Annotated in this window: 19 protein-coding genes; 6 read left to right on the forward strand and 13 right to left on the reverse strand. The window is 39.5% G+C overall.

Annotation, left to right across the window (positions count from 1 at the left end):
* Window positions 1-10 precede the first annotated feature (10 nt).
* The 3 genes from tatB (at window position 11) to DIZ80_11375 (ending at window position 3,110) form a co-directional block, all read left to right on the forward strand.
* Window positions 11-454: a twin-arginine translocase subunit TatB gene (gene tatB / locus DIZ80_11365; GenBank protein RDH82862.1), complete on the forward strand. Its 444-nt coding sequence runs from the start codon at window positions 11-13 to the stop codon at window positions 452-454.
* The gene (gene tatC / locus DIZ80_11370; protein ID RDH82863.1) at window positions 451-1,335 is read left to right on the forward strand and encodes a twin-arginine translocase subunit TatC; all 885 of its coding nucleotides are present in this window, start codon (window positions 451-453) and stop codon (window positions 1,333-1,335) included. Before tatB ends, tatC begins: the two co-directional genes overlap by 4 nt.
* Before the next feature lie 224 nt (window positions 1,336-1,559).
* Complete coding sequence (locus DIZ80_11375; protein RDH82864.1) at window positions 1,560-3,110, forward strand: 2,3-bisphosphoglycerate-independent phosphoglycerate mutase; 1,551 nt, start codon at window positions 1,560-1,562, stop codon at window positions 3,108-3,110.
* 48 nt (window positions 3,111-3,158) lie between these two features.
* Here DIZ80_11375 and DIZ80_11380 read toward each other — a convergent pair whose 3' ends face one another.
* The 5 genes from DIZ80_11380 to DIZ80_11400 all read right to left on the reverse strand — a co-directional run bounded on the left by DIZ80_11380 (window position 3,159) and on the right by DIZ80_11400 (window position 7,675).
* Entirely contained in the window at window positions 3,159-4,649 is a 1,491-nt protein-coding gene (locus DIZ80_11380; GenBank protein ID RDH82865.1) for an ABC transporter permease, read from the reverse strand.
* Window positions 4,639-5,298, reverse strand: coding sequence for an ABC transporter (locus DIZ80_11385; GenBank protein RDH82866.1), 660 nt, complete (start codon window positions 5,296-5,298; stop codon window positions 4,639-4,641). The genes DIZ80_11380 and DIZ80_11385 overlap by 11 nt, the downstream gene beginning before the upstream one ends.
* 34 nt (window positions 5,299-5,332) lie before the next feature.
* A complete protein-coding gene (locus DIZ80_11390) occupies window positions 5,333-6,202 on the reverse strand; it encodes a putative selenate ABC transporter substrate-binding protein (protein ID RDH82867.1) in 870 nt (289 codons plus the stop codon).
* Between the two features lie 206 nt (window positions 6,203-6,408).
* Window positions 6,409-6,912 carry a TlpA family protein disulfide reductase gene (locus DIZ80_11395; GenBank protein ID RDH82868.1) on the reverse strand — a complete coding sequence of 168 codons (504 nt, stop codon included), beginning with the start codon at window positions 6,910-6,912 and terminating at the stop codon, window positions 6,409-6,411.
* Complete coding sequence (locus DIZ80_11400; GenBank protein ID RDH82869.1) at window positions 6,905-7,675, reverse strand: hypothetical protein; 771 nt, start codon at window positions 7,673-7,675, stop codon at window positions 6,905-6,907. Before DIZ80_11400 ends, DIZ80_11395 begins: the two co-directional genes overlap by 8 nt.
* 55 nt (window positions 7,676-7,730) lie before the next feature.
* Here DIZ80_11400 and DIZ80_11405 point away from each other — a divergent pair, with 55 nt between their 5' ends.
* Window positions 7,731-8,366 carry a cytochrome C gene (locus tag DIZ80_11405; GenBank protein RDH82870.1) on the forward strand — a complete coding sequence of 212 codons (636 nt, stop codon included), beginning with the start codon at window positions 7,731-7,733 and terminating at the stop codon, window positions 8,364-8,366.
* 159 nt (window positions 8,367-8,525) lie between these two features.
* On the forward strand, window positions 8,526-9,137 hold the full coding sequence (locus DIZ80_11410) for a DUF805 domain-containing protein (protein RDH82871.1): 612 nt from the start codon (window positions 8,526-8,528) through the stop codon (window positions 9,135-9,137).
* Window positions 9,138-9,266: 129 nt separating this feature from the next.
* Here DIZ80_11410 and DIZ80_11415 read toward each other — a convergent pair whose 3' ends face one another.
* The 6 genes from DIZ80_11415 to DIZ80_11440 all read right to left on the reverse strand — a co-directional run bounded on the left by DIZ80_11415 (window position 9,267) and on the right by DIZ80_11440 (window position 16,115).
* Window positions 9,267-9,773, reverse strand: a complete 507-nt coding sequence (locus DIZ80_11415) for a hypothetical protein (GenBank protein ID RDH82872.1) — start codon at window positions 9,771-9,773, stop codon at window positions 9,267-9,269.
* Window positions 9,774-9,812: 39 nt separating this feature from the next.
* Window positions 9,813-11,033 (reverse strand): type II secretion system protein GspF, encoded by a 1,221-nt coding sequence (gene gspF, locus DIZ80_11420; GenBank protein RDH82873.1) that lies wholly within the window; start codon window positions 11,031-11,033, stop codon window positions 9,813-9,815.
* A gap of 21 nt (window positions 11,034-11,054) precedes the next feature.
* Complete coding sequence (gene gspE, locus DIZ80_11425) at window positions 11,055-12,530, reverse strand: type II secretion system protein GspE (GenBank protein RDH83161.1); 1,476 nt, start codon at window positions 12,528-12,530, stop codon at window positions 11,055-11,057.
* Window positions 12,531-12,570: 40 nt separating this feature from the next.
* Window positions 12,571-14,691, reverse strand: coding sequence for a type II secretion system protein GspD (gspD, locus tag DIZ80_11430; protein ID RDH82874.1), 2,121 nt, complete (start codon window positions 14,689-14,691; stop codon window positions 12,571-12,573).
* Window positions 14,654-15,544, reverse strand: coding sequence for a type II secretion system protein GspC (gene gspC, locus DIZ80_11435; protein ID RDH82875.1), 891 nt, complete (start codon window positions 15,542-15,544; stop codon window positions 14,654-14,656). The genes gspD and gspC overlap by 38 nt, the downstream gene beginning before the upstream one ends.
* 202 nt (window positions 15,545-15,746) lie before the next feature.
* Complete coding sequence (locus DIZ80_11440; protein ID RDH82876.1) at window positions 15,747-16,115, reverse strand: DNA-binding protein; 369 nt, start codon at window positions 16,113-16,115, stop codon at window positions 15,747-15,749.
* A 128-nt stretch (window positions 16,116-16,243) separates the two neighbouring features.
* Here DIZ80_11440 and DIZ80_11445 point away from each other — a divergent pair, with 128 nt between their 5' ends.
* Window positions 16,244-16,939, forward strand: a complete 696-nt coding sequence (locus DIZ80_11445) for a hypothetical protein (protein ID RDH82877.1) — start codon at window positions 16,244-16,246, stop codon at window positions 16,937-16,939.
* 121 nt (window positions 16,940-17,060) lie between these two features.
* Here DIZ80_11445 and DIZ80_11450 read toward each other — a convergent pair whose 3' ends face one another.
* Together DIZ80_11450 and DIZ80_11455 are read right to left on the reverse strand one after the other, a co-directional pair.
* Window positions 17,061-17,996 carry a hypothetical protein gene (locus tag DIZ80_11450; GenBank protein RDH82878.1) on the reverse strand — a complete coding sequence of 312 codons (936 nt, stop codon included), beginning with the start codon at window positions 17,994-17,996 and terminating at the stop codon, window positions 17,061-17,063.
* Window positions 17,993-18,835, reverse strand: coding sequence for a hypothetical protein (locus DIZ80_11455; GenBank protein ID RDH82879.1), 843 nt, complete (start codon window positions 18,833-18,835; stop codon window positions 17,993-17,995). Before DIZ80_11455 ends, DIZ80_11450 begins: the two co-directional genes overlap by 4 nt.
* Window positions 18,836-18,960 lie beyond the last annotated feature (125 nt).

Genomic DNA, 18,960 nt, shown 5'->3' on the forward strand with positions numbered 1-18,960 from the left:
TATATTTGCTATGTTTGATGTTGGTTTTTTAGAAATTTCCGTAATTATGGTGCTGGGTTTGCTAGTGCTTGGTCCTGAGCGCCTGCCAAAAGTAGCAAAGAAAACAGGTTACTGGATTGGCAAGGCGCGTCGTTATATGGAAGGTGTTAAATCTCAGGTTGAAGCTGAGTTTGATACGAATGAAGTAAAACGATTATTGCGCAATCAGGAAGTTCAGATCCAGGAATTACAAAATAAAATTACAGATGCAGATCAATATATTAAGTCTGATGTTGCAAATCAATTTGACGATGATGATCCGGGTAACTCGCATGAAGAGGCAGTTGAATCTAAAGTAGAGTCGAAGCCTGCTGCGCCACAATATGACATCATTGAAGATGAGTTTTATTCAGAAGCCACAGAAGACAAAACTAAAGATGCTATGGATAGTGTTATGAGTGACAAGGCGCAATGAGTAAATCATCTGCAGGCAAAGCGTCTGAAGAAAATACATCCGAAGAAACACCTTTAGGAAGTCATGAAGGTGAAGAGCAGGGAATAGGTTTTATTGGTCACCTGATGGAGTTGCGTGATCGTTTATTACGTAGCGTTGTTGTTATTATCGTTATTTTTCTTGGCGCGTTTCCGTTCGCAAATGAAATTTACCATATACTGGCATTGCCATTAGTTAATAACTTGCCTGATGGCGGAAATATGATTGCGACCGGCGTGATATCTCCATTCTTAACGCCAATTAAACTCGCATTTATCATGTCGATATTTGCGGCATTCCCTTATATCATTTTTCAGGCCTGGGCTTTTATTGCACCGGGTTTGTATCGACATGAAAAAAAGCTGGCGATACCCTTAATAGTTTCCAGTGCAATATTGTTTTATATTGGTATTGTGTTTGCCTACTTTATCGTTTTGCCAAACGTGTTTACATTTATGATGTCGATGGCAATTGACGGTGTTACTCATGCACCTGATATTACTTATTATCTGGATTTCACGTTAAAAATGTTTTTTGCTTTTGGTATTGCTTTTGAAGTGCCGGTAGCAACGATATTACTGGTGCTAGGCGGTGTAACCACGCCACAAAGTCTTGCTGAAAAAAGACCCTATATTATTGTGGGTGCATTTATCTTTGGTATGTTGTTAACGCCCCCAGACCCTGCTTCACAAATTATGCTGGCCATACCTATGTGGTTACTGTTTGAGCTTGGCTTGCTTGTTTCACGTGCGATTAAAAAGAAAGATGTAGAAGATGATGAGTATCAGGCTTTAACTGAAGAAGATATGGAAGCTGAACTTGATCGTGCAGAAGCAGAAGATGATAACGGCCCGAGACTGTAATTTCCTTTAGGAAGGGTTAGCGGTTATATGATGTCCGTTTAAATCAGAGGTCGTTAGAGTCAGTGACTGACAAAAAATGATTTTTCATCTTCAAGGATATCATTTTCCAGTAAAACGCTAGCCTGCCTGTCGCTCTCTTGATATCCATCCCCACAAAGCCCTTAATATCGGGTATACTATGTGCCGAAAATAATGCACAGAACAAGAGAGAATCGAGCAAAATAATGGCTGAAAAGCGCAAGCGTAGTGTCCCCCGCCGTCCCACGGTGTTAGTAATACTTGATGGCTTTGGAGTTAATCCAAGTCGTATCAATAATGCAGTTGTCGAAGCAAATACCCCGCGTCTGGATGAATATTTTTCTAAAAATACTCACATAACACTTGATGCATCGGGTTTATCTGTAGGTTTACCGAGTGGTCAGATGGGCAATTCTGAGGTAGGTCATCTTACTTTAGGTTGTGGCACGATCATGAGGCAGGATCTTGTGCGCATTGATGACTCGATAGAGAGTGGTGAGTTTTACGAAAATGCTGCTCTGGTAGCGGCTATGGAAGACTCGGTTAAGCATGAACGACCAATGCATCTGGTCGGTCTGGTTTCAGATGGTGGTGTACACAGTCATACGAAACATTTGTGTGCTTTGATCTCTATGTGTGGGAAATACAAGGTAAAACCACTTGTTCACATGATTACTGATGGACGAGATACGGCACCTATGGCAGCAATGGGTTATCTGCAGAGTCTGGAAGATGCTTTAGATGATGCTGGTGGAGCAATTGCAACGGTATGTGGTCGTTACTATGCAATGGATCGTGATAATCGATGGGAACGAACTGAAATAGCCTTTAAAGCAATGGCCAACCTTGAAGGTGAGCAACATGAGGCTGCTCGTTATGCTATTGAGTCGTCTTATAATAAAGACATCACCGATGAGTTTATTATGCCCTGTATTTTTCCAGAGGCAGAAAAAATTGAAGAAGATGATAATGTAATCTTCTTTAATTTTAGAAATGACCGTCCACGCCAGTTAAGTGCTGCACTTAGTCAGACTGATTTTGAAGGTTTTGAGCGAGGCGCATACGATCCGGTTACGGTAACCTGTTTAACAGAATATGATCCACATTTTCTGCTACCAATCGCTTTTGCGCCTCAGCGCCCTACAACGACACTGGCTTCAGTTGTGAGTCGTGCAGGTTTTAAGCAATTTCATTGTTCTGAAACTGAAAAATACGCTCATGTCACTTTTTTCTTTAATGGTGGGCGTGAAGAAACCTGGGCGGGTGAAGAAAGAGTGATGATTCCATCACCCCAGGTTGCGACTTATGACGAATGCCCTGAGATGAGCGCAAAAGAAGTGGCAGATGCCATGATTGAAGCCATTGAATCTCATGAGCACGGTTTCCTTGTTGTTAACTTTGCTAACGGCGATATGGTTGGTCACACAGCAAAACGTGATGCGGTTATTGCAGCTGTTGAAGCAATGGACGAGCAGGTCGGTCGTTTACTGGATGTTGCGGTAAAAGAAGAATATTCTGTATTTCTGACAGCTGATCATGGTAATTGTGATGAGATGGTTGACCCTGTAACAGGTGAGCCACATACGCAGCATACGGTTTACCCGGTTCCCTGTATGATTATTGATCAGGAAAACTGGCGCTTGAATACCGGTATGGGATTAAGCAGTGTTGCACCAACTATTTTACAGCTTATGGGATTGCAGCAACCACCTGAAATGTTAGGTAAGAGTGTGTTGCTTGAAACATACGGCAGTTAGTTTTAAAAGTTAAGATCACCTGTCTCAGGTGGTCTGAGTAATATTAAATCAGTTACATTCTACAGACGTTTTCAGTCTTAAATTAGATCGTATATAACGAGATAAAATGTCTATACCAATGTTTAAAAATGCCGTGAAGGCAATTAATACCATGGCTTTATCAAGCCGAATATCTGAAATTGCACTATCGATATAAAAACCTAGAGTAGCAATTCCAAGAATTCCAAGAATTGCAGTCTCTCGCATAATAATTTCCCAGCGATAAAAAAGAAACGCTAGAAACTGCCCATAAATTCTGGGTAAAACTTCATAAAAATAAAGATTCAAACCTGAACTTAAGTCATTTCTTATGGTGAGATTATTGCTATAGCGACCCATTAAGTGAGCGATAATTGCACCGTTGTGTAAAGTAAGTGCAACCACTGCCGGTAACATTGAAGGCCCCCATAATGTTAAAAGTATGAAAGCTAGAATGTATTCAGGTGTTGATCGCATAATAACGAGAAAGCTGTGACCTGATAAACGACCTAACCGATTGAAAAATAATTTAGAAATGAGTGGAAACAAAAGTAAAGCAAGAATACCAGTCGTCACGAGAGCTAGTTGCGTTAGTAAAATAGTATTGATAATTCCGGGTAAAGCTTCGTTTAAAAATAGATCGCAAAACCAGTTCCATAGTGCATTAAATGATTCGCCATTGCGAACAGGGAAGGGGATAATATCATGGGTAAAAAAACGTTTAACATTATCAAAAGAAATTACAGTGTCATTAGCTATGATAAATGGAGATATGAGCACGTAAATAGGAAGGAGTTTAGGATGAACCCAATAACGAATGCTGGCAATCAACAGGTAAAACAGGATCAATAATGCCCAAACTTCAGAGTATTGACCTTCCAGAAAAGCTGTACTTAAATAATAACCAAGAGTTGGTAGGCCAACGAATCCTAATACGGCGCTAGAACGTAAACCACATTCTAATCTGTAACTTGTGTAAGTAACAAAATGAGACCATAAGTCAGGAAGTCTTGCATAAAAAAATGCTGAAATAACGCCTGAGTTCTGCCGAATAGAGTTATAAGCACGGTGATCGCTTTCTTCCGTTATTTCGGCATAAACTTTTGCAAATGTAGCTGCATAAGGTAAGCCTAAAGCAAGTAGGCCGGTAAGTGGGTGTAAGCCAAAAATTTGTAAAAAAATGAGTGCCCAGAATAATTCATGTACAGAACGCACTAGCGCACAAATAACTCTTATAAGTTTCCAGTGAAAAATTAAGGACAAAACAAACCCGGTTGCAGCTCCGAATGTAACACCTAGTAGAGCAAATGCAATGGTTTGAAGTAAGGCATCAAGCGGATTGTTTATATTAAGAAGGGAAGGGTTCGTTAGACCTGAAAAAACTCGACCGAGTTCTGTCATGGGATCATAAGAATGTATGTTTAAATCAGCGAAAGGGATGCAGGCAATTGCGATGAAAATAAATATCCAGCTCACATTCCAGCGTTGGGAATGATGATAAGTAAGAATATTATTCTTCATATAACTTGAGTAGTTGCTGGCGATTTAGATTTTCTGATCTGTCATCTATGACTACTCGGCCATGATCGAGACCGATAATGCGATCACAGAATTTAAGGGCGAGATCAACATCGTGTAAAGAAAAAATAATTGTATCAAATTGTTTACAAAGCAAGTTCATTACGAGTAGCGACTGCATCTCATCAAGTGAAGAAACAGGTTCATCAGCAAGTAGAAAATGACCATTGTGCATTAGTGCGCGCGCAATAGCTGTGCGTTGCTGTTGCCCACCAGAAAGTTGCGCTACGGGTTCAAATAGTTTTTCACTCAACTGCAGATTCTTTAGGATATCACTAACCTGTTCGACCTGTTCTGAAAAAGGCTTCATTAAATTAATAAGGTTATACAAGGTTGAATGTTGACCGAGTTGTCCCATATAAACATTATGGTAAACAGACAGGTTTTGTACCAGACCATATTCCTGTGGAACGAAAGCAGTATCGTTTGATAGTTTGTCAGTGGTTTCGTAGAGTAGGTTTAATAACGTAGACTTGCCCGAGCCGCTACGACCAACAAGTGCGAGTTTCTCCCCCTGACTTACGTGCAGGGTAATATCTGAAAGAGCTGTCTTTCCCTTGTACGCAACATTGGCAGATTTAAGATGAATCATGTCTAGTGTTGGCGTATGTGCTTAATATGTAAAGTTAATCAATTAGACCAATTTTTTTTGCGGTATGTAAGATCGGTAAATAATCATCATTGTCAGCGCTAATAAAAGCACTTCTGGGAAATGCTTCGAGTAGTGCTGGATCTTTCATATTAAGCAGTGCATTTTTTATTTTATTTTTAAATCCTTTTCCCCAGACTGTATCAATATCACCTCTTACAGACCATTGGTAGTCTGGGTAGGATGGTGTTTTCCATATGATACTTACCTTTTCGGGATCAATTTTTCCATTGCTTAATTCATTTTCCCAGACTTTATAATTAACGGCACCCAGTTGGTAAGCACCGGTTTGGACTAGTGCAATAGTACGAGAATGATTGCCGCTGAAACCAACCCGGTTAAATAATTCGGATGGGGATTTTTTGAACCGTTCACGTAAATAGAATTCAGGCATTAACCTGCCTGAGGTTGAACCTTTTGAGCCGAAAGTGAAATTTTTACCTGCAAAAGAATCGGGTAATTGCGCAGATTTTTTAAGCCCAGTACTGTGATGAGCGATAAAATAAGTAACGAATTCGGTATCTTCTTTACCCTGAGCAATTGCTTCAGAATCTACAACACTTGATCTGGCTCTAACACCAGATAGGCCGCCAAACCAGGCAAGCTGTACCTGATTATTACGAAAAGCAGTTATAGCAGCGGCATAAGATTTAACAGGAACATACTTTACCGGTATATTAAGTGTTGTAGAAAGATAAGTCGCAATTTTGGTAAAACGCTGATTGAGTTGAGACTGATTTTGGTCAGGAATAGCAGAAAAAATTAATGTCCGATCGTTAGCGTTAGCTGTGATTGTAAAAAATATAAAGAATAAAACTAAGAAGCTGCGTAATATATTATTGATCATTTTATCTCCTATGACCTGAATGCTGACAGGTCAATCCATAAGAATCGTATAACCCGATAATAACGGGAAAATACATTAAAAAATATACAACTATAGACGATGGTATATGCGGGGGAAGTATTTTATAAGGTATTATATAAGAGCTGTTAATTCAAGCCTTAATGCAGGCGAATTAACACTGAATTGTATGTTTAAATAATTACTAATTATTTAGCAGCTAAAGCTTTTAGTTTGTCTATTAATTCATCAGAGTCCCATTCAACACCACCAAAAAGGGTGTAACGAATTTTTCCCTGTGGATCGATAATGAAATTTGACGGTGCAGCAAATACTCTCCAGTCTGCAATGCTTTTACCCGATTCGTCCATTAAAATGCTAAATTCGGGTTTAACTTCATTAACAAATTGTGTTACTTCTTCCTTTGTTTCGCCCATATCAACGGCGAGAATTTTAAAAGGCACATCAGCCATTTTTTTCATCATATTGTTCATTGATGGCATTTCTTTGCGACAGGGGGTGCAATAGGTTGCCCAGAACTGTACTAAAACGATCTGGCCTTTGTAATCGTTTAAATCATGTGTTTTACCATTCAAATCGGTAAGTTTTAATGGAGGTGTTGGTGTGTTGGCTGTAAATGCTTTTAAATTTGCAGCATGGATATTAGTTATACCAAAAAATAAAATCGTTAATAAAAGTACTTTTTTAATCATTACTTTCTTCTTCCTCAAGATAAAATATACTAACTTTGATTAAACCGGCCATCTGTGAAGTTACAACATCTTCTGAACGATTTGCGTCTTTTCGTTTGAAAAAGTATCCGCGAACATTAGGAATAACTTTGGATTTTACATGGCTACCACTTTTTTGTAATTCATGGCTAAGGGTGTTTAGCCCCCATCGGTTTGGTGTGCGTTCGCCTTCAAGGAGTAATATTGGCAGTTGAGTTTTGCCTACAGCGTCCTGATATTCGGGTACTTCACCCGGTACAGGGGAGTCCTTGAACAGGCGAGGAAACATTAATACCGCGCCTGCAAGTTTTGTATGTTTGTCGTTAGCTTCCCACTGACTGGCGCCTCTTAAAATCAGTTCGGTGTCAGGTCCGCTGGCAATCAGGTAAACTTTTTTACCCGTTTTAGTCGCTTCGTTTATGATAGCGGTAAGCGAATCAGTAGAAATGTGTGAAAGGCTGCTGCGAACCTTAGGTAACATAAAACCAGATAACATATCGGGCATCCACACTTCTATGCCATCCTCAGCCAAAGACATGGCTGTTTTTTCCTCAGCAATGCTTTTACCCTCGTCGCAGGGGAAGCCTAATAAAAGTGTATCGCCTTTCGCGGGGAAGATACGAATATCTATTTCAGTATCGCTGCTTTCTATTGTTCTAACTTCTTTTGCTAAAGCTGTATTAATAGAAACATGACTGATAATGGTCAAAATAGCTAAAAACGTAAATTGTATTCTTAAATTCATAATAAATTGATCTGGTCTATTAAAATTAACAGGCTAGGGATGTTAAGCTACCTTCATGATTAAAAGACATTTTATAACAGCTAGCATTTTAGTGCTAACCAGCCTTGTTGTTCCTTGTGTATCGTCAAGTCCAGAAGAAATAAACGAGTCGTTAACGCTGAAGCCTGATTTGGACAGGGGTAAAAAGATCTATCCATTATGCGCTACCTGTCATATGAAAACAGGCTGGGGTAAAAAAGATGGTAGTTTTCCGGTTATTGCAGGTCAGCACCGTAATGTGTTGATTAAGCAACTGTCTGATATTAGGGCAAAAAATCGTGAAAACCCGACCATGTACCCATTTACCGACCCTAAATCTATAGGTGGTTCACAGGCTATTGCAGATGTTACAGCGTATATTGCATCAATGGATAAATCCCATGATGTAGGTGTGGGTAATGGTCAGCAACTGGCTTTAGGGCAGTCTATTTTTGAAAAACGTTGTATGGTGTGTCATGGAGATAAAGCTCAGGGTAATAATGACGCCTTTTTCCCCAGGCTTAGTGGGCAACACTACTCTTATTTATTTCGTCAGTTAAAGTGGATCAGGGATGGTTATCGAAAAAATAGCAATCCACAGATGGTTGCTGAAGTTAAGGCCCTGTCTGATAGTGATCTGGATGCGATAGCAGATTATTTATCTCGCTTATAACGTAAGTGTTCGAAATAAGTTGATTTAAAAAGCCATATTCTTATATGGCTTTTTTATTGATAGATATTTTAGTGTAATGCGTAGCATTACCTGTTTCTAGTGTATTTTATGCTAATCTTTTTATACGTTAGTTTTAAATCATGGACATCACGATGAGGAATGAGAATGAGCAATGAATCAACAGGTAGTAATCCGTATGAAAGCCCACAAACCTCTCCGAATATTGAGCAGTTAGCAGATTATAAACCCGTAATATTCAGTACAAAAGGACGAATAGGACGGTTAAGATATTTGGCGTACTCAATGATTTACAATTTCTTAATTATGTTTTTAGTTGGCATTTTGAGTGCAATATTGATCCCTATGATTGCTGGAAATGGTGAAGAGTCCGGCGTGATGATGGTAATGGTGATGGGCTTAATTTATTTGCCTGTGTTTGCGATTTTCTTTATTGTTGCCAGACGTAGATTACATGATTTAGATCGAACAGGATGGCTAACGTTATTAATGTTTGTACCATTGATTAACATAATTTTTGGCTTATATCTGTTGTTTGGACCTGGTAGCCCCGGGGCGAATAAATATGGGCCGGCTCCTCAGGCGAATACAGCATTAGAAATAATTATCGGGCTGATAGCGCCGATTGTTATTATCGGCATTCTTGCGGCAATTGCGATTCCCTCTTATCAGGAATATGTAGATCGAGCACAGGTGATAGAGCAGCAGGCACAGGAGGCGCAACAACGTGCTCTGGATGCACAACGACAGTAAGTATGATCACTCACTGATTGCACGATTTTTTAAATCGTGCAATTTTCCCTGCTAAGGTGAGAGAGTTTGTCAGTTTCTCGTTTTGGTTATCAATTGTCTCAGTGCAGGCTTTACAAAAGGGAGTGATGATTAATTTAGTGAGTAATCAATATTTTTAAATGGCCAGTCATTACTTAACCATATCTTTATATCGCCTAATAATAGATTGTGTAACTTTTGTTCAGGTAAATCCTGCCTTGTCCAGATAAAAACAGATGCGTCAAATTTTTTGTTAGACGATGGCTTGATATAGATACAGCCTAGTACTTTGTCTTCACTGCTGTTTAATACGGTATAAGTGAAAAATACTCTTTTGTTAAAATTACTCTCGTCATAACTCAGTCCTTTTCTATTTTCATCGATTGTAAAATCGTCATCGGGCCAGCTTGAATTCAGTTTAGTTCGAATATAAAAACGAGCGCTCATTAATGCGTCATAATCAAGTTCAGTGTATTTTGGACTGATTTTTTTAAGCGTATAAGTTGAGAATGTTTTTGAAGCAGGAACATTAAATGTTGCGTCAACTAAAGTAGACGCACTCGAAGATTGAAAGAAAAAGTTTATTACTACTAAAAGAACTAGCCGCTTGAGTTGCATGTGTTTATTGCCGGGAAAAATAATTTCAGGACATAAAAATTATTGCATTAAATCATTCATGTTAATAATAGGTAATAAAATGGACAGTACTATAATTAATACAATGCCACCCATTGCCACAATTAGTAGAGGTTCAAACAGTCCCATAAAAGTTGCAATCAGAAGTTCAAGTTCTCTCTCCTGTTGCTGTGCAGCTTTATCTAACATGTCTTCCAGGTTACCAGACTTTTCGCCACTGGAAATCAGATGTAATGTCATCGGAGGGAATAGTTTGCTGCGATCAAGCGCAGCGTATATGCTAGATCCTTCTCTTACTTTTTCTGCGGCAGTTAAAATGGCATCCTGCATAGGTAAGTTTGCGACTACGGGAGCGGCAAGTTGTAGAGCATCTAATACGGGTACACCGCTAGAAGAAAGTATACTGAGAGTGCGCGAAAAACGTGCTGTATTTAAACCTCTAACAAGTTTTCCCAGTACAGGTGTTTTCAAGAGTAATAAATGGAAGCGACGTTTGTTGTAGGGTATGGATAAAAATTTCTGAATTCCAAAAAATGCTGCAACGGCAAGTAATAATAATAACCCCCACCAGTTTTGTAAAAACTCGCTAATCCAGATCATCATTTTTGTGATGCCGGGTAACTCCTGACCGGATGTTTCAAATACTTCTACAATTTGTGGTACGACAAACATTAATAGACCGGTAACAACAAGAAAAGCCATAACTGTCAGGATGGCAGGATAGATTGTGGCCTGAGCAACTTTAGATGCCATTTGCTGTCTGCTTTCTGTGTAGTCGGCAAGTCTGTCAAGCACGATATCTAAATGCCCGGATGATTCGCCTGCTGCAACCGTAGCTCGGAATAACTGTGGAAATATTTTTGGAAAATCTGCCAGGCCTGCTGCGAGTGTGTGGCCTTCTAAAATTTTGGAACGTAATGCAAATACCATGCTTTGAATGCGTGGTTTCTCTGTTTGTTGACCAACAGCAGAGAGGGCCTCATCTAAAGGTATTGCAGCACGAACCAATGTTGCTAACTGACGGGTAAACAGGGCAAGATCGGTGGCACTGATACTACGACGTGAAATTTGTACGGGTTTGTCCTGCTGCTTTTTTTCAACATTGGCTGCAGTTTCTATTTGTAAAGGCATCATGCCTTTATCGCGCAACACCTGTCTTACCTGACGAGGTGTATCACCTTCTATAATACCTTTTTTCTCGCGACCTTTATCGTCGAGAACGATGTATTCAAAAGCTGCCATTACGATGTTGTTTGTTGAAAATTAGTCTTCACGGGAAACTCTTAAAACTTCTTCTAATGATGTTGTTCCTTCAAGTACCAGACGTTTTCCATCCGTACGCAAACTTGATGTAAATCCACGTGCATATTTTTCCATTGCCTGTTCACCTTCTCCATCGTGAATCATCTGTTGTAACCTGTCGTCAATAGGAATCAGTTCATATACACCTGTACGCCCCCCGAAACCAAGATGATTGCATTTATCACAACCTTTAGGTGTGTAAATTTGTGGAGCCTGTGAAGATTTAATGCTTAACCATTCGCACTCACTCTCTGTTGCAGTATGAGCTTCTCGGCAGTGTGGACAAAGTTGTCTAACAAGGCGTTGTGCTAATACACCAATTAAACTTGATGCTAATAAAAAGGGCTCAACACCCATATCACGTAAGCGTGTAACCGCACCAATAGCGGTGTTTGTATGCAGTGTTGATAATACCAGATGTCCGGTTAAACTTGCCTGAACGGCAATAGAAGCGGTTTCGAGATCACGTATTTCACCAATCATTACAACATCCGGATCCTGTCGTAAAATGGCGCGTAAACCTCGGGCAAAAGACATGTCAATTTTACTGTTAACCTGAGTTTGACCAATTCCATCTAGATAATACTCGATGGGATCTTCTACGGTTAAAATATTACGGCTATTATCATTCAGGCGGGTAAGACCCGCATAAAGCGTTGTCGTTTTACCTGATCCGGTTGGACCGGTGACTAAAATAATGCCGTGTGGATGATGTAGTAAATCACTTAAACGATCACGGTCATGATCAGACATGCCCAGGTGTTGTAAATCGAGACGCCCAGCCTGTTTATCTAATAAACGTAATACAATTCTTTCACCATGCCCGGAAGGTAATGTGGATACACGAACATCAACAGACCTGCCAGCAACTTTAAGAGAAATACGTCCGTCCTGTGGTAAGCGTTTTTCAGCTATATCAAGTTTTGCCATTACTTTAATACGAGAAATAACCAAAGGTGCGATATTTTTTGGCGGTTGTAATATTTCACGCAATACACCATCAACACGAAAGCGAATCCGCATTCTATTTTCAAATGCTTCAATGTGTATATCTGAAGCATTTATTTTTATTGCCTCTGTTAATACAGCATTTATTAACTTGATTATAGGTGCATCATCTTCAGCTTCTAATAGATCTTCGGGTTCTATTGTTTCGGCTAACTGGTCAAGGTCAAGTTCATCACTCACGCCTTCCATCATTGCCATAGCCTGATCAGAATTCTGTTCGTATGTTTGTGCAAGAAGGGCGTCGAATTGTTCGTTGCTAATGCTGGATAACTCAACTGGTCGACCGGCTATGCGTCGGACTTCAGAAATTGCCTGAGGGTTTAAATTGCCGTGATAAAATAACAGTGCTTTATCTTCATCTATTTGACCCAGCATAACACCATGACGTTTTGCAAAAGCATATGAAATACTTTGAGCCGTTAAGCCCATGTTTGGGGTTAACGGCTCATCCGATTCACTAGATGATAAATTACTCAAAGTCTTCGTCTTCAAGTTCAGAAGTTTCGTTCTTGTTATCTGCTTCTGTTTTATTTAGTGGAGATCGCAGTTTCTCGTCGGATGCATCTTCTGGTACAACCAGATTTTGTAACGGAGGTAATAAAGGATTTTTTTCATCTTTTAATAAACCAAAGCCATTTTCACCAGCACTTATTTGTTGAGCGCGTAAATAATTGTATTTCTGATTGGTGTGATATGCAGCAGCTCCCGCATCACGCATTATACTGGGGCGCATAAATATCATCAGGTTCTGTTTTTCTTTTGAGGTGGTATGTGAACGGAACAACCAGCCAAGTAGAGGGATATCACCTAAGATAGGAACTTTAGAAACGGTATCACGTAACGTATCATCAATTAAACCACCAAGTACTAATATCTCACCGTCTTCTACCAGAACAGAAGTTGTAATCTGACGTTTGTTGGTGACAATTCCGCCATTTGCTGCAGCACTTGCTGAAACGTTTGAAACTTCCTGGTCTATTTCAAGTTTAATAGTGTTGCCGTCATTTATCTGGGGAGTTACTTTAAGAGTGATACCAACGTCCTGACGTTCAACCGTTTGAAATGGATTGGATGCACCATCTGCCGCAGTTGTAAATGAACCGGTAAGGAAAGGAACATTTTGAGCAATTACAATTGTAGCTTCCTGGTTATCCAGAGTAACAACACTGGGTGTTGATAAGATATTTGTTGCCGCATCAGATGAAAGTGCTTTGAGTAAAAAAGCAAAACGCGTACCGCCATCACTGCCGAAACCAAAGGTAATGCCATCACCAATTGAACTACCTATGGTTGATGCATCACCGCTGAATAAACCAATTATGCCGCCCGCGCCACCAAAGTTACCAACACCTATTGGTACGCTATCGCTGGTGCTATCTTCAGGTGGTCCAACGACAAACTGTGAAGAAAATTCTTTACCTGTGTTATTCGAAATTTCAGCAATAATCGATTCAACCAGCACCTGAGCACGACGAATATCTAACTGACGTATAATGGATTTCATTCTACGAACAACATCCGGGCCTGCGGTTATTATTAATGAATTGGTTGCTTCGTCTGCCTGTATGTCCACATCAGCTTTTTTTGTAGAGGTAATTGCTTTGCTGGTCTTTTTGGTTGTTTTGGACTGATTTTTTTGAACACCTGTTAATATGGTAACAATGTCTTTAGCTTTGGCATACTTCAAATAAATAACATGTGTATTACCGGCTTCATTTTGCAAAGGTGTATCGAGATGGGCAATTGTTGCGCGAATTTTTAATCGACTGGAACGTTCACCACTCATTAAAATACTATTTGTGCGGTCATCAGCAGCTAAGGTTATTTTTTTAGTAGAGGGTGACTTTGCACCAATTCCACCAGATTGTAATGAATTAAGTATACGTACCAGCTCAGAAGCTGAGGCATGTTTTAATGGAATGATTTCAAGCTCGTCACTTTCAGGTCGATCGATGTGGCGAATGATTTGTACCAGACGTTTTATATTTGCTGCATGATCGGTAACAATCAGTGTATTAGTTGGGTTATAAGCCGCAAGATGTCCCTGCTGAGGAACCAGAGGTCGGAGAATGGGTACTAGTTGAGCTGCGGGCACATGATCAAGAGTAATGACCTTTGTAATAAGTTGATCACCTCTGTTTTTAGATCCACGTACAACGGGTAATGGTCCCTGTTTCGCATTGACCTGAGGTACAATTTTTATAATGTTACCGACAGGGACAGCCGCATATCCATGTACCTGTAAAACAGATAGAAAAACTTCATAAACTTCAGACTCAGACATGGTGTTAGAAGACACCACGGTTACTTTTGCTTTAACTCTCGGATCAACGACAAAGTTTTTGCCCGTGAATTTTGAAACGGTGCTGATTAATGCGCGTATATCTGCCTGTTTTAGATTCAGAGTGATTTGATTTTCTACGGCGATTACATTCTGAGTTGTAAATAAACCAGAGCCCAGTATGCAACAGATTAAAAATAATCGTATAAGACCAGACTTTGTCTGAATATGTTTATAATTTGTGCCCTGATATTTCAAAATAGTTGTCTCTTTAAGGTATATCAAAATGTAATGGCAGTTCTGCACCATTACGTAATACGGTTAAATCAATTGATTTTGCTCGTTGTAATGAACGTAAAGCTTTAAGTCCCTTAGTCGGGTTATTTAGTTCAACCCCATTTACCGCGATAATGACATCGTCAGGGTCTAAACCGACAGCATCAAATAACGAGCGATCTCCCTGAGGCTGTAATCGATAGCCGACTGTACGACCATTTTTGTTAACAGGTACTGGAATAGCATATTTACCAAATGAGGTTGGATTTTTTAGTATCTGTTTACGAATGTCGGAAAGTACGGCGCCCGGGCCTGTTGCAGGCTTTGATTGTCTAGTGCTTGATTGAGGAGCCGATTTGATCAAATTATCACTTTTGTCTTTCGGCATGCGAAGGGTTTCAAGTTTACCGCTGCGCTCCAGAATAACCCTGTCAGCATATATTTCTTTTACGGTGGCACTGGATACCTTGTCGCCTATTGAGTAGGTTTCTTCTTTGCCATTTTTCCCCATTGCTATAATGGCATTGCCATATTCCATTGGTTTGGTGGCAAGTACACCTTTTAGAACCAGATTTAAGCGGGTTTCAGGAGCGATGGTCTGAGTGGGTTTGCTTGTGCTCTTCTGAAAAACACCAAAAAGATGCGCATTCGTAATTTCATTATAATTTCTGTTTTGCAGCTTTTTAGCATTGCCAGATTTGAAATTGCGGGGAGCAGATTGTTCTTCTTCGCCCGGGACTAATAACCAGGTAATTTGTGAAAGGGTGTAACTACAGGCGATAATTAGAATAATTGTGAAAACAGGAGGAAATACCCGATTTAACTTTATCAGGTTAACTTCGCTGAGATTTAATGATTTGGGTAATTTATCTGCCAGAGTATTCATATTTAATGCATTATAGAGAGTAGCGTTAGCAGTTCCAAATAGCTTAGGGGGTTTTTATACCTATTATGTCTCGAAAATGTATAATAAATATGTAACAAATGTTCATTTTGTAGTGTTTTTTTTGTCATTAAAGCAAAAACGGAGCCATATGACACATGTTTATTGCCACGTAGCTCCGTTTTGATAAAGCATAAGACAGGGCTTAAACCATATCTTTCAGGCCTTTAAGTGGTAATACTTTAACCACTTTACGTGCAGGCTTTGCTTTAAACATCATTTCTTCGCCAGTGAAAGGGTTAGTTCCCTTACGAGCTTTAGTAGCAGGCTTCTTAATGACTTTGATTTTTAACAGACCGGGTAGTGTGAAGAAGCCGGGTCCACGTGCCTTGATATTTTTCTCGATCAAACCAGATAAACTATCCAGTACCGCAGTTACTTCTTTACGGCTCAGATCTGTTTCAGCAGAAATATGATTCAGAATCTCACTTTTGGTTGGTGGCTTTTTAACAGCAGATGCTGCTACTTTCTTTTTGGCTACTTTTTTCTTTGCAGCTTTCTTTTTAACCGCCATACTAGGATGCTCCTAAAGTTATTTAATTTCATCAATTGGAAGAATAATTACAATTAATTATTCGATGACCTGATTGTTAGTGCTTTTGCACTGTAATACAAGGGTTTTTATTAAAAAGTTTAAGAAAAATGCATGAATTTACTTATATAACAGCATTTACCGTTGGATTAATGGGCGGAGTGCATTGCGTTGGCATGTGCGGTGGCATTGTTGGTGCTTTAAGTTTTGCCAGTCGAAGTGATAACAATACGGGAACTGCCGCATTGTTTAATTTATTGCTTGCCTATAATTCTGGCCGGTTAATCAGTTATACAATAGCCGGTGGATTGATGGGGGCATTAGGCTGGCTGGTTACTATCTGGACAGATATACAATTCATGCAGGGTTTATTGCAGTTATTAGCTGGCGTTTTTATGTTAATGATGGGCTTGTATATTTCGGGCTGGTGGATGGGGTTGCACAGGCTTGAAAAAGCAGGCTCAGTTGTATGGCAAAAAATACAGCCTTTTGCACAAAAATTATTACCGGTTAAAACGCCTATACATGCTCTAGCGCTTGGGTTGCTGTGGGGATGGTTACCTTGCGGTTTAGTTTATAGTGTTCTGGTGTGGTCAGTATCAGCTGGTAGTTTTCAGCAAGGAGCATTGCTTATGTTGAGTTTTGGTCTGGGAACTTTGCCTAACCTGCTGGCGATGGGGTTTTTCGCAGAGCGCCTAAAACAGTTTGTACAAAAACAGGCCGTAAGAAATCTGGCCGGCGGTCTGGTGATACTGTTTGCATTATGGAGTTTGTTTTTAGCGACAAATTTGTTGATGTCGAATTAATTTCATGTCTTATCGTGGATATTTAGTTAGCCGTAAATAAAATGGCCTGTGTACGCATTTAGAAAGTAATATAAATGCGTGGTATTATTTTTAATATATGTTTTTTGAATAAAATCTAGCTTTACTTTCTCCTGTTACCAGATTGCCTGTTTTTGTTTTCTGTTCCTGTTCTTTGCCACATCTGAAATGCTTCACCCTGTACGGGATGAAGCATTTTATTATGCTGCATCCAGCGTTCAGGTTTAATGGAGCTTCGGCCAAGAGGTATATTGTCAGGTTTAATAGTTTGTTTAAGTTTAAGTTGATCGGTGTTCGATTTTTGTATATTCAAAATTCTGATATTAAGGTGATTTTCAGGTGTCATTGAATTGTCATCTATATCGAGAGAGTGAGTAGAACCCTTGAGTCGTAAAACTGCTTTGTCCTGTGCATGCATTTGTATTAACCAGTTTTGTGTTTTTCCGACAAAGGGTAAATCTATATTCATTCTTACAAGATTCTTTTCGCCACTAGAAGGCGTTACTCTAGTTGATACAATTGTTTTAGCATTGACGCGATAACCGGAAACTGCAACGGTTGTTCCTGGTCTCGGTAACGAACCACTACCTATGGGTTGTATAATAGTTTGTCCGTTAATAATAAAACTAAATGTTTCAGCTTTAGTTTCTTCAACCTTTCCTATGATTTCATGACGTAGATTAATGCTTACGGCATGAGTATGGTTGTTTTTGTCTAAAGTAAGGACTTCAACAATGTCACCAATTTTTAGCTGATTAATAGATCCGGGTTTGCTATCAATAGTGAAGGGAGTTTTGTCATTGTATTCAATCTCAATACCATTAACAAAAATACTGCCATAACCTGTTATTTTACCGATAATTCCTGTGCCACCCAGGCCGTTGTCATTATCTTCATTATTCTTACTTAATAAGCCAGTACCACCGAGTCCGATATCACTGTCTTCATCATTACCCGCATTTATTTGTAATGGTGTTATTGTGCAGGCAGTAATGCTGATAATAAGTAAAAAGCTAAAAATCAGGCGAAGTGCTTTCATTTTTCAGCTCCTCTGTCTTCATTAAGTTCAGCTTGATACCAGTAAATACCTAGTCGCATTCTATAATTGGCATCATCCTTATGTTTGTCTGTTTCATGGAATTTTAATGCCTGTTTATTTAAATTCTGTAGTAATTCATTGCCCTTTTTATCTGCAATACTACGTAACTTTTTCACCGAGTTTTTACTTAGCGATGCATAATAAACACTGCGCTCCAACATGGGCGTTTGTTCGTCGAGTATATTATTGACACAGCTAGCCATGTGATCATGGATGTGATGGCCGAGATAATATGTCATCTCTTTAAATTCTTTATTGGTTATAAAAGCAGATTTATTTAACACAATATCATCATCTTTTAATCGCACAATTTTAAGGCGTAGCCATTCTTCAAGAATGACTTTGGGGCGGACGTCTTTGCTTACACCTGAAACCAGCTGTTCAAAACCCGGTTGATTATTATTTGTGTTTTTGGATAGTATTCTGGGTTTGCCTTTTTCATCGAGGTATTCAGGTAAACCACTCCATCTGGCAATAATTTCACCACTGAGTGAAGCACTGCTGGTGATGGTTGATTTTTCCTGTTGAGTGTTTTGACGAATTCGTTTGATGTCTTTTCGGTGTACCCCGGTAAGTACAAAAATTCGACTGTCACTGGGTTTTTTATCATCCAGTGAAAACTGTTTATCAGCTACATCTACATAGAGTTCTTTAATCAGATCGCGAAACTGGGGAAAGGTCATGCCTTTCTCTATCATCAGGCGAACCAGTGGCCTGCAAAGCATCATTACTGCTTTAACCAGTGCAGCCTGTGTTTTGTTATAAGCGTTCTGACTCATAGCGGTTATGTCTCTATTTTTCCCGAGGAGTGGTTTGTTAAGCCGATCACAGATTATTGATCTGGGTCAGTTTCCCGTTGAGTATAGCTTGACGTGGGAATAATTACCACATAATCTATTTAGAT

The sequence above is a fragment of the endosymbiont of Galathealinum brachiosum genome, from assembly GCA_003349885.1.
Taxonomy (GTDB): Bacteria; Pseudomonadota; Gammaproteobacteria; order SZUA-229; family SZUA-229; genus SZUA-229.

Coding starts and splice junctions, on each gene's coding strand:
- tatB (RDH82862.1), top strand. CDS start 11: ATGTTTGATGTTGGTTTTTTAGAAATTTCCGTAATTATGGTGCTGGGT.
- tatC (RDH82863.1), top strand. CDS start 451: ATGAGTAAATCATCTGCAGGCAAAGCGTCTGAAGAAAATACATCCGAA.
- DIZ80_11375 (RDH82864.1), top strand. CDS start 1,560: ATGGCTGAAAAGCGCAAGCGTAGTGTCCCCCGCCGTCCCACGGTGTTA.
- DIZ80_11380 (RDH82865.1), bottom strand. CDS start 4,649: ATGAAGAATAATATTCTTACTTATCATCATTCCCAACGCTGGAATGTG.
- DIZ80_11385 (RDH82866.1), bottom strand. CDS start 5,298: ATGATTCATCTTAAATCTGCCAATGTTGCGTACAAGGGAAAGACAGCT.
- DIZ80_11390 (RDH82867.1), bottom strand. CDS start 6,202: ATGATCAATAATATATTACGCAGCTTCTTAGTTTTATTCTTTATATTT.
- DIZ80_11395 (RDH82868.1), bottom strand. CDS start 6,912: ATGATTAAAAAAGTACTTTTATTAACGATTTTATTTTTTGGTATAACT.
- DIZ80_11400 (RDH82869.1), bottom strand. CDS start 7,675: ATGAATTTAAGAATACAATTTACGTTTTTAGCTATTTTGACCATTATC.
- DIZ80_11405 (RDH82870.1), top strand. CDS start 7,731: ATGATTAAAAGACATTTTATAACAGCTAGCATTTTAGTGCTAACCAGC.
- DIZ80_11410 (RDH82871.1), top strand. CDS start 8,526: ATGAGAATGAGCAATGAATCAACAGGTAGTAATCCGTATGAAAGCCCA.
- DIZ80_11415 (RDH82872.1), bottom strand. CDS start 9,773: ATGCAACTCAAGCGGCTAGTTCTTTTAGTAGTAATAAACTTTTTCTTT.
- gspF (RDH82873.1), bottom strand. CDS start 11,033: ATGGCAGCTTTTGAATACATCGTTCTCGACGATAAAGGTCGCGAGAAA.
- gspE (RDH83161.1), bottom strand. CDS start 12,530: ATGGGCTTAACGGCTCAAAGTATTTCATATGCTTTTGCAAAACGTCAT.
- gspD (RDH82874.1), bottom strand. CDS start 14,691: ATGGTGCAGAACTGCCATTACATTTTGATATACCTTAAAGAGACAACT.
- gspC (RDH82875.1), bottom strand. CDS start 15,544: ATGAATACTCTGGCAGATAAATTACCCAAATCATTAAATCTCAGCGAA.
- DIZ80_11440 (RDH82876.1), bottom strand. CDS start 16,115: ATGGCGGTTAAAAAGAAAGCTGCAAAGAAAAAAGTAGCCAAAAAGAAA.
- DIZ80_11445 (RDH82877.1), top strand. CDS start 16,244: ATGCATGAATTTACTTATATAACAGCATTTACCGTTGGATTAATGGGC.
- DIZ80_11450 (RDH82878.1), bottom strand. CDS start 17,996: ATGAAAGCACTTCGCCTGATTTTTAGCTTTTTACTTATTATCAGCATT.
- DIZ80_11455 (RDH82879.1), bottom strand. CDS start 18,835: ATGAGTCAGAACGCTTATAACAAAACACAGGCTGCACTGGTTAAAGCA.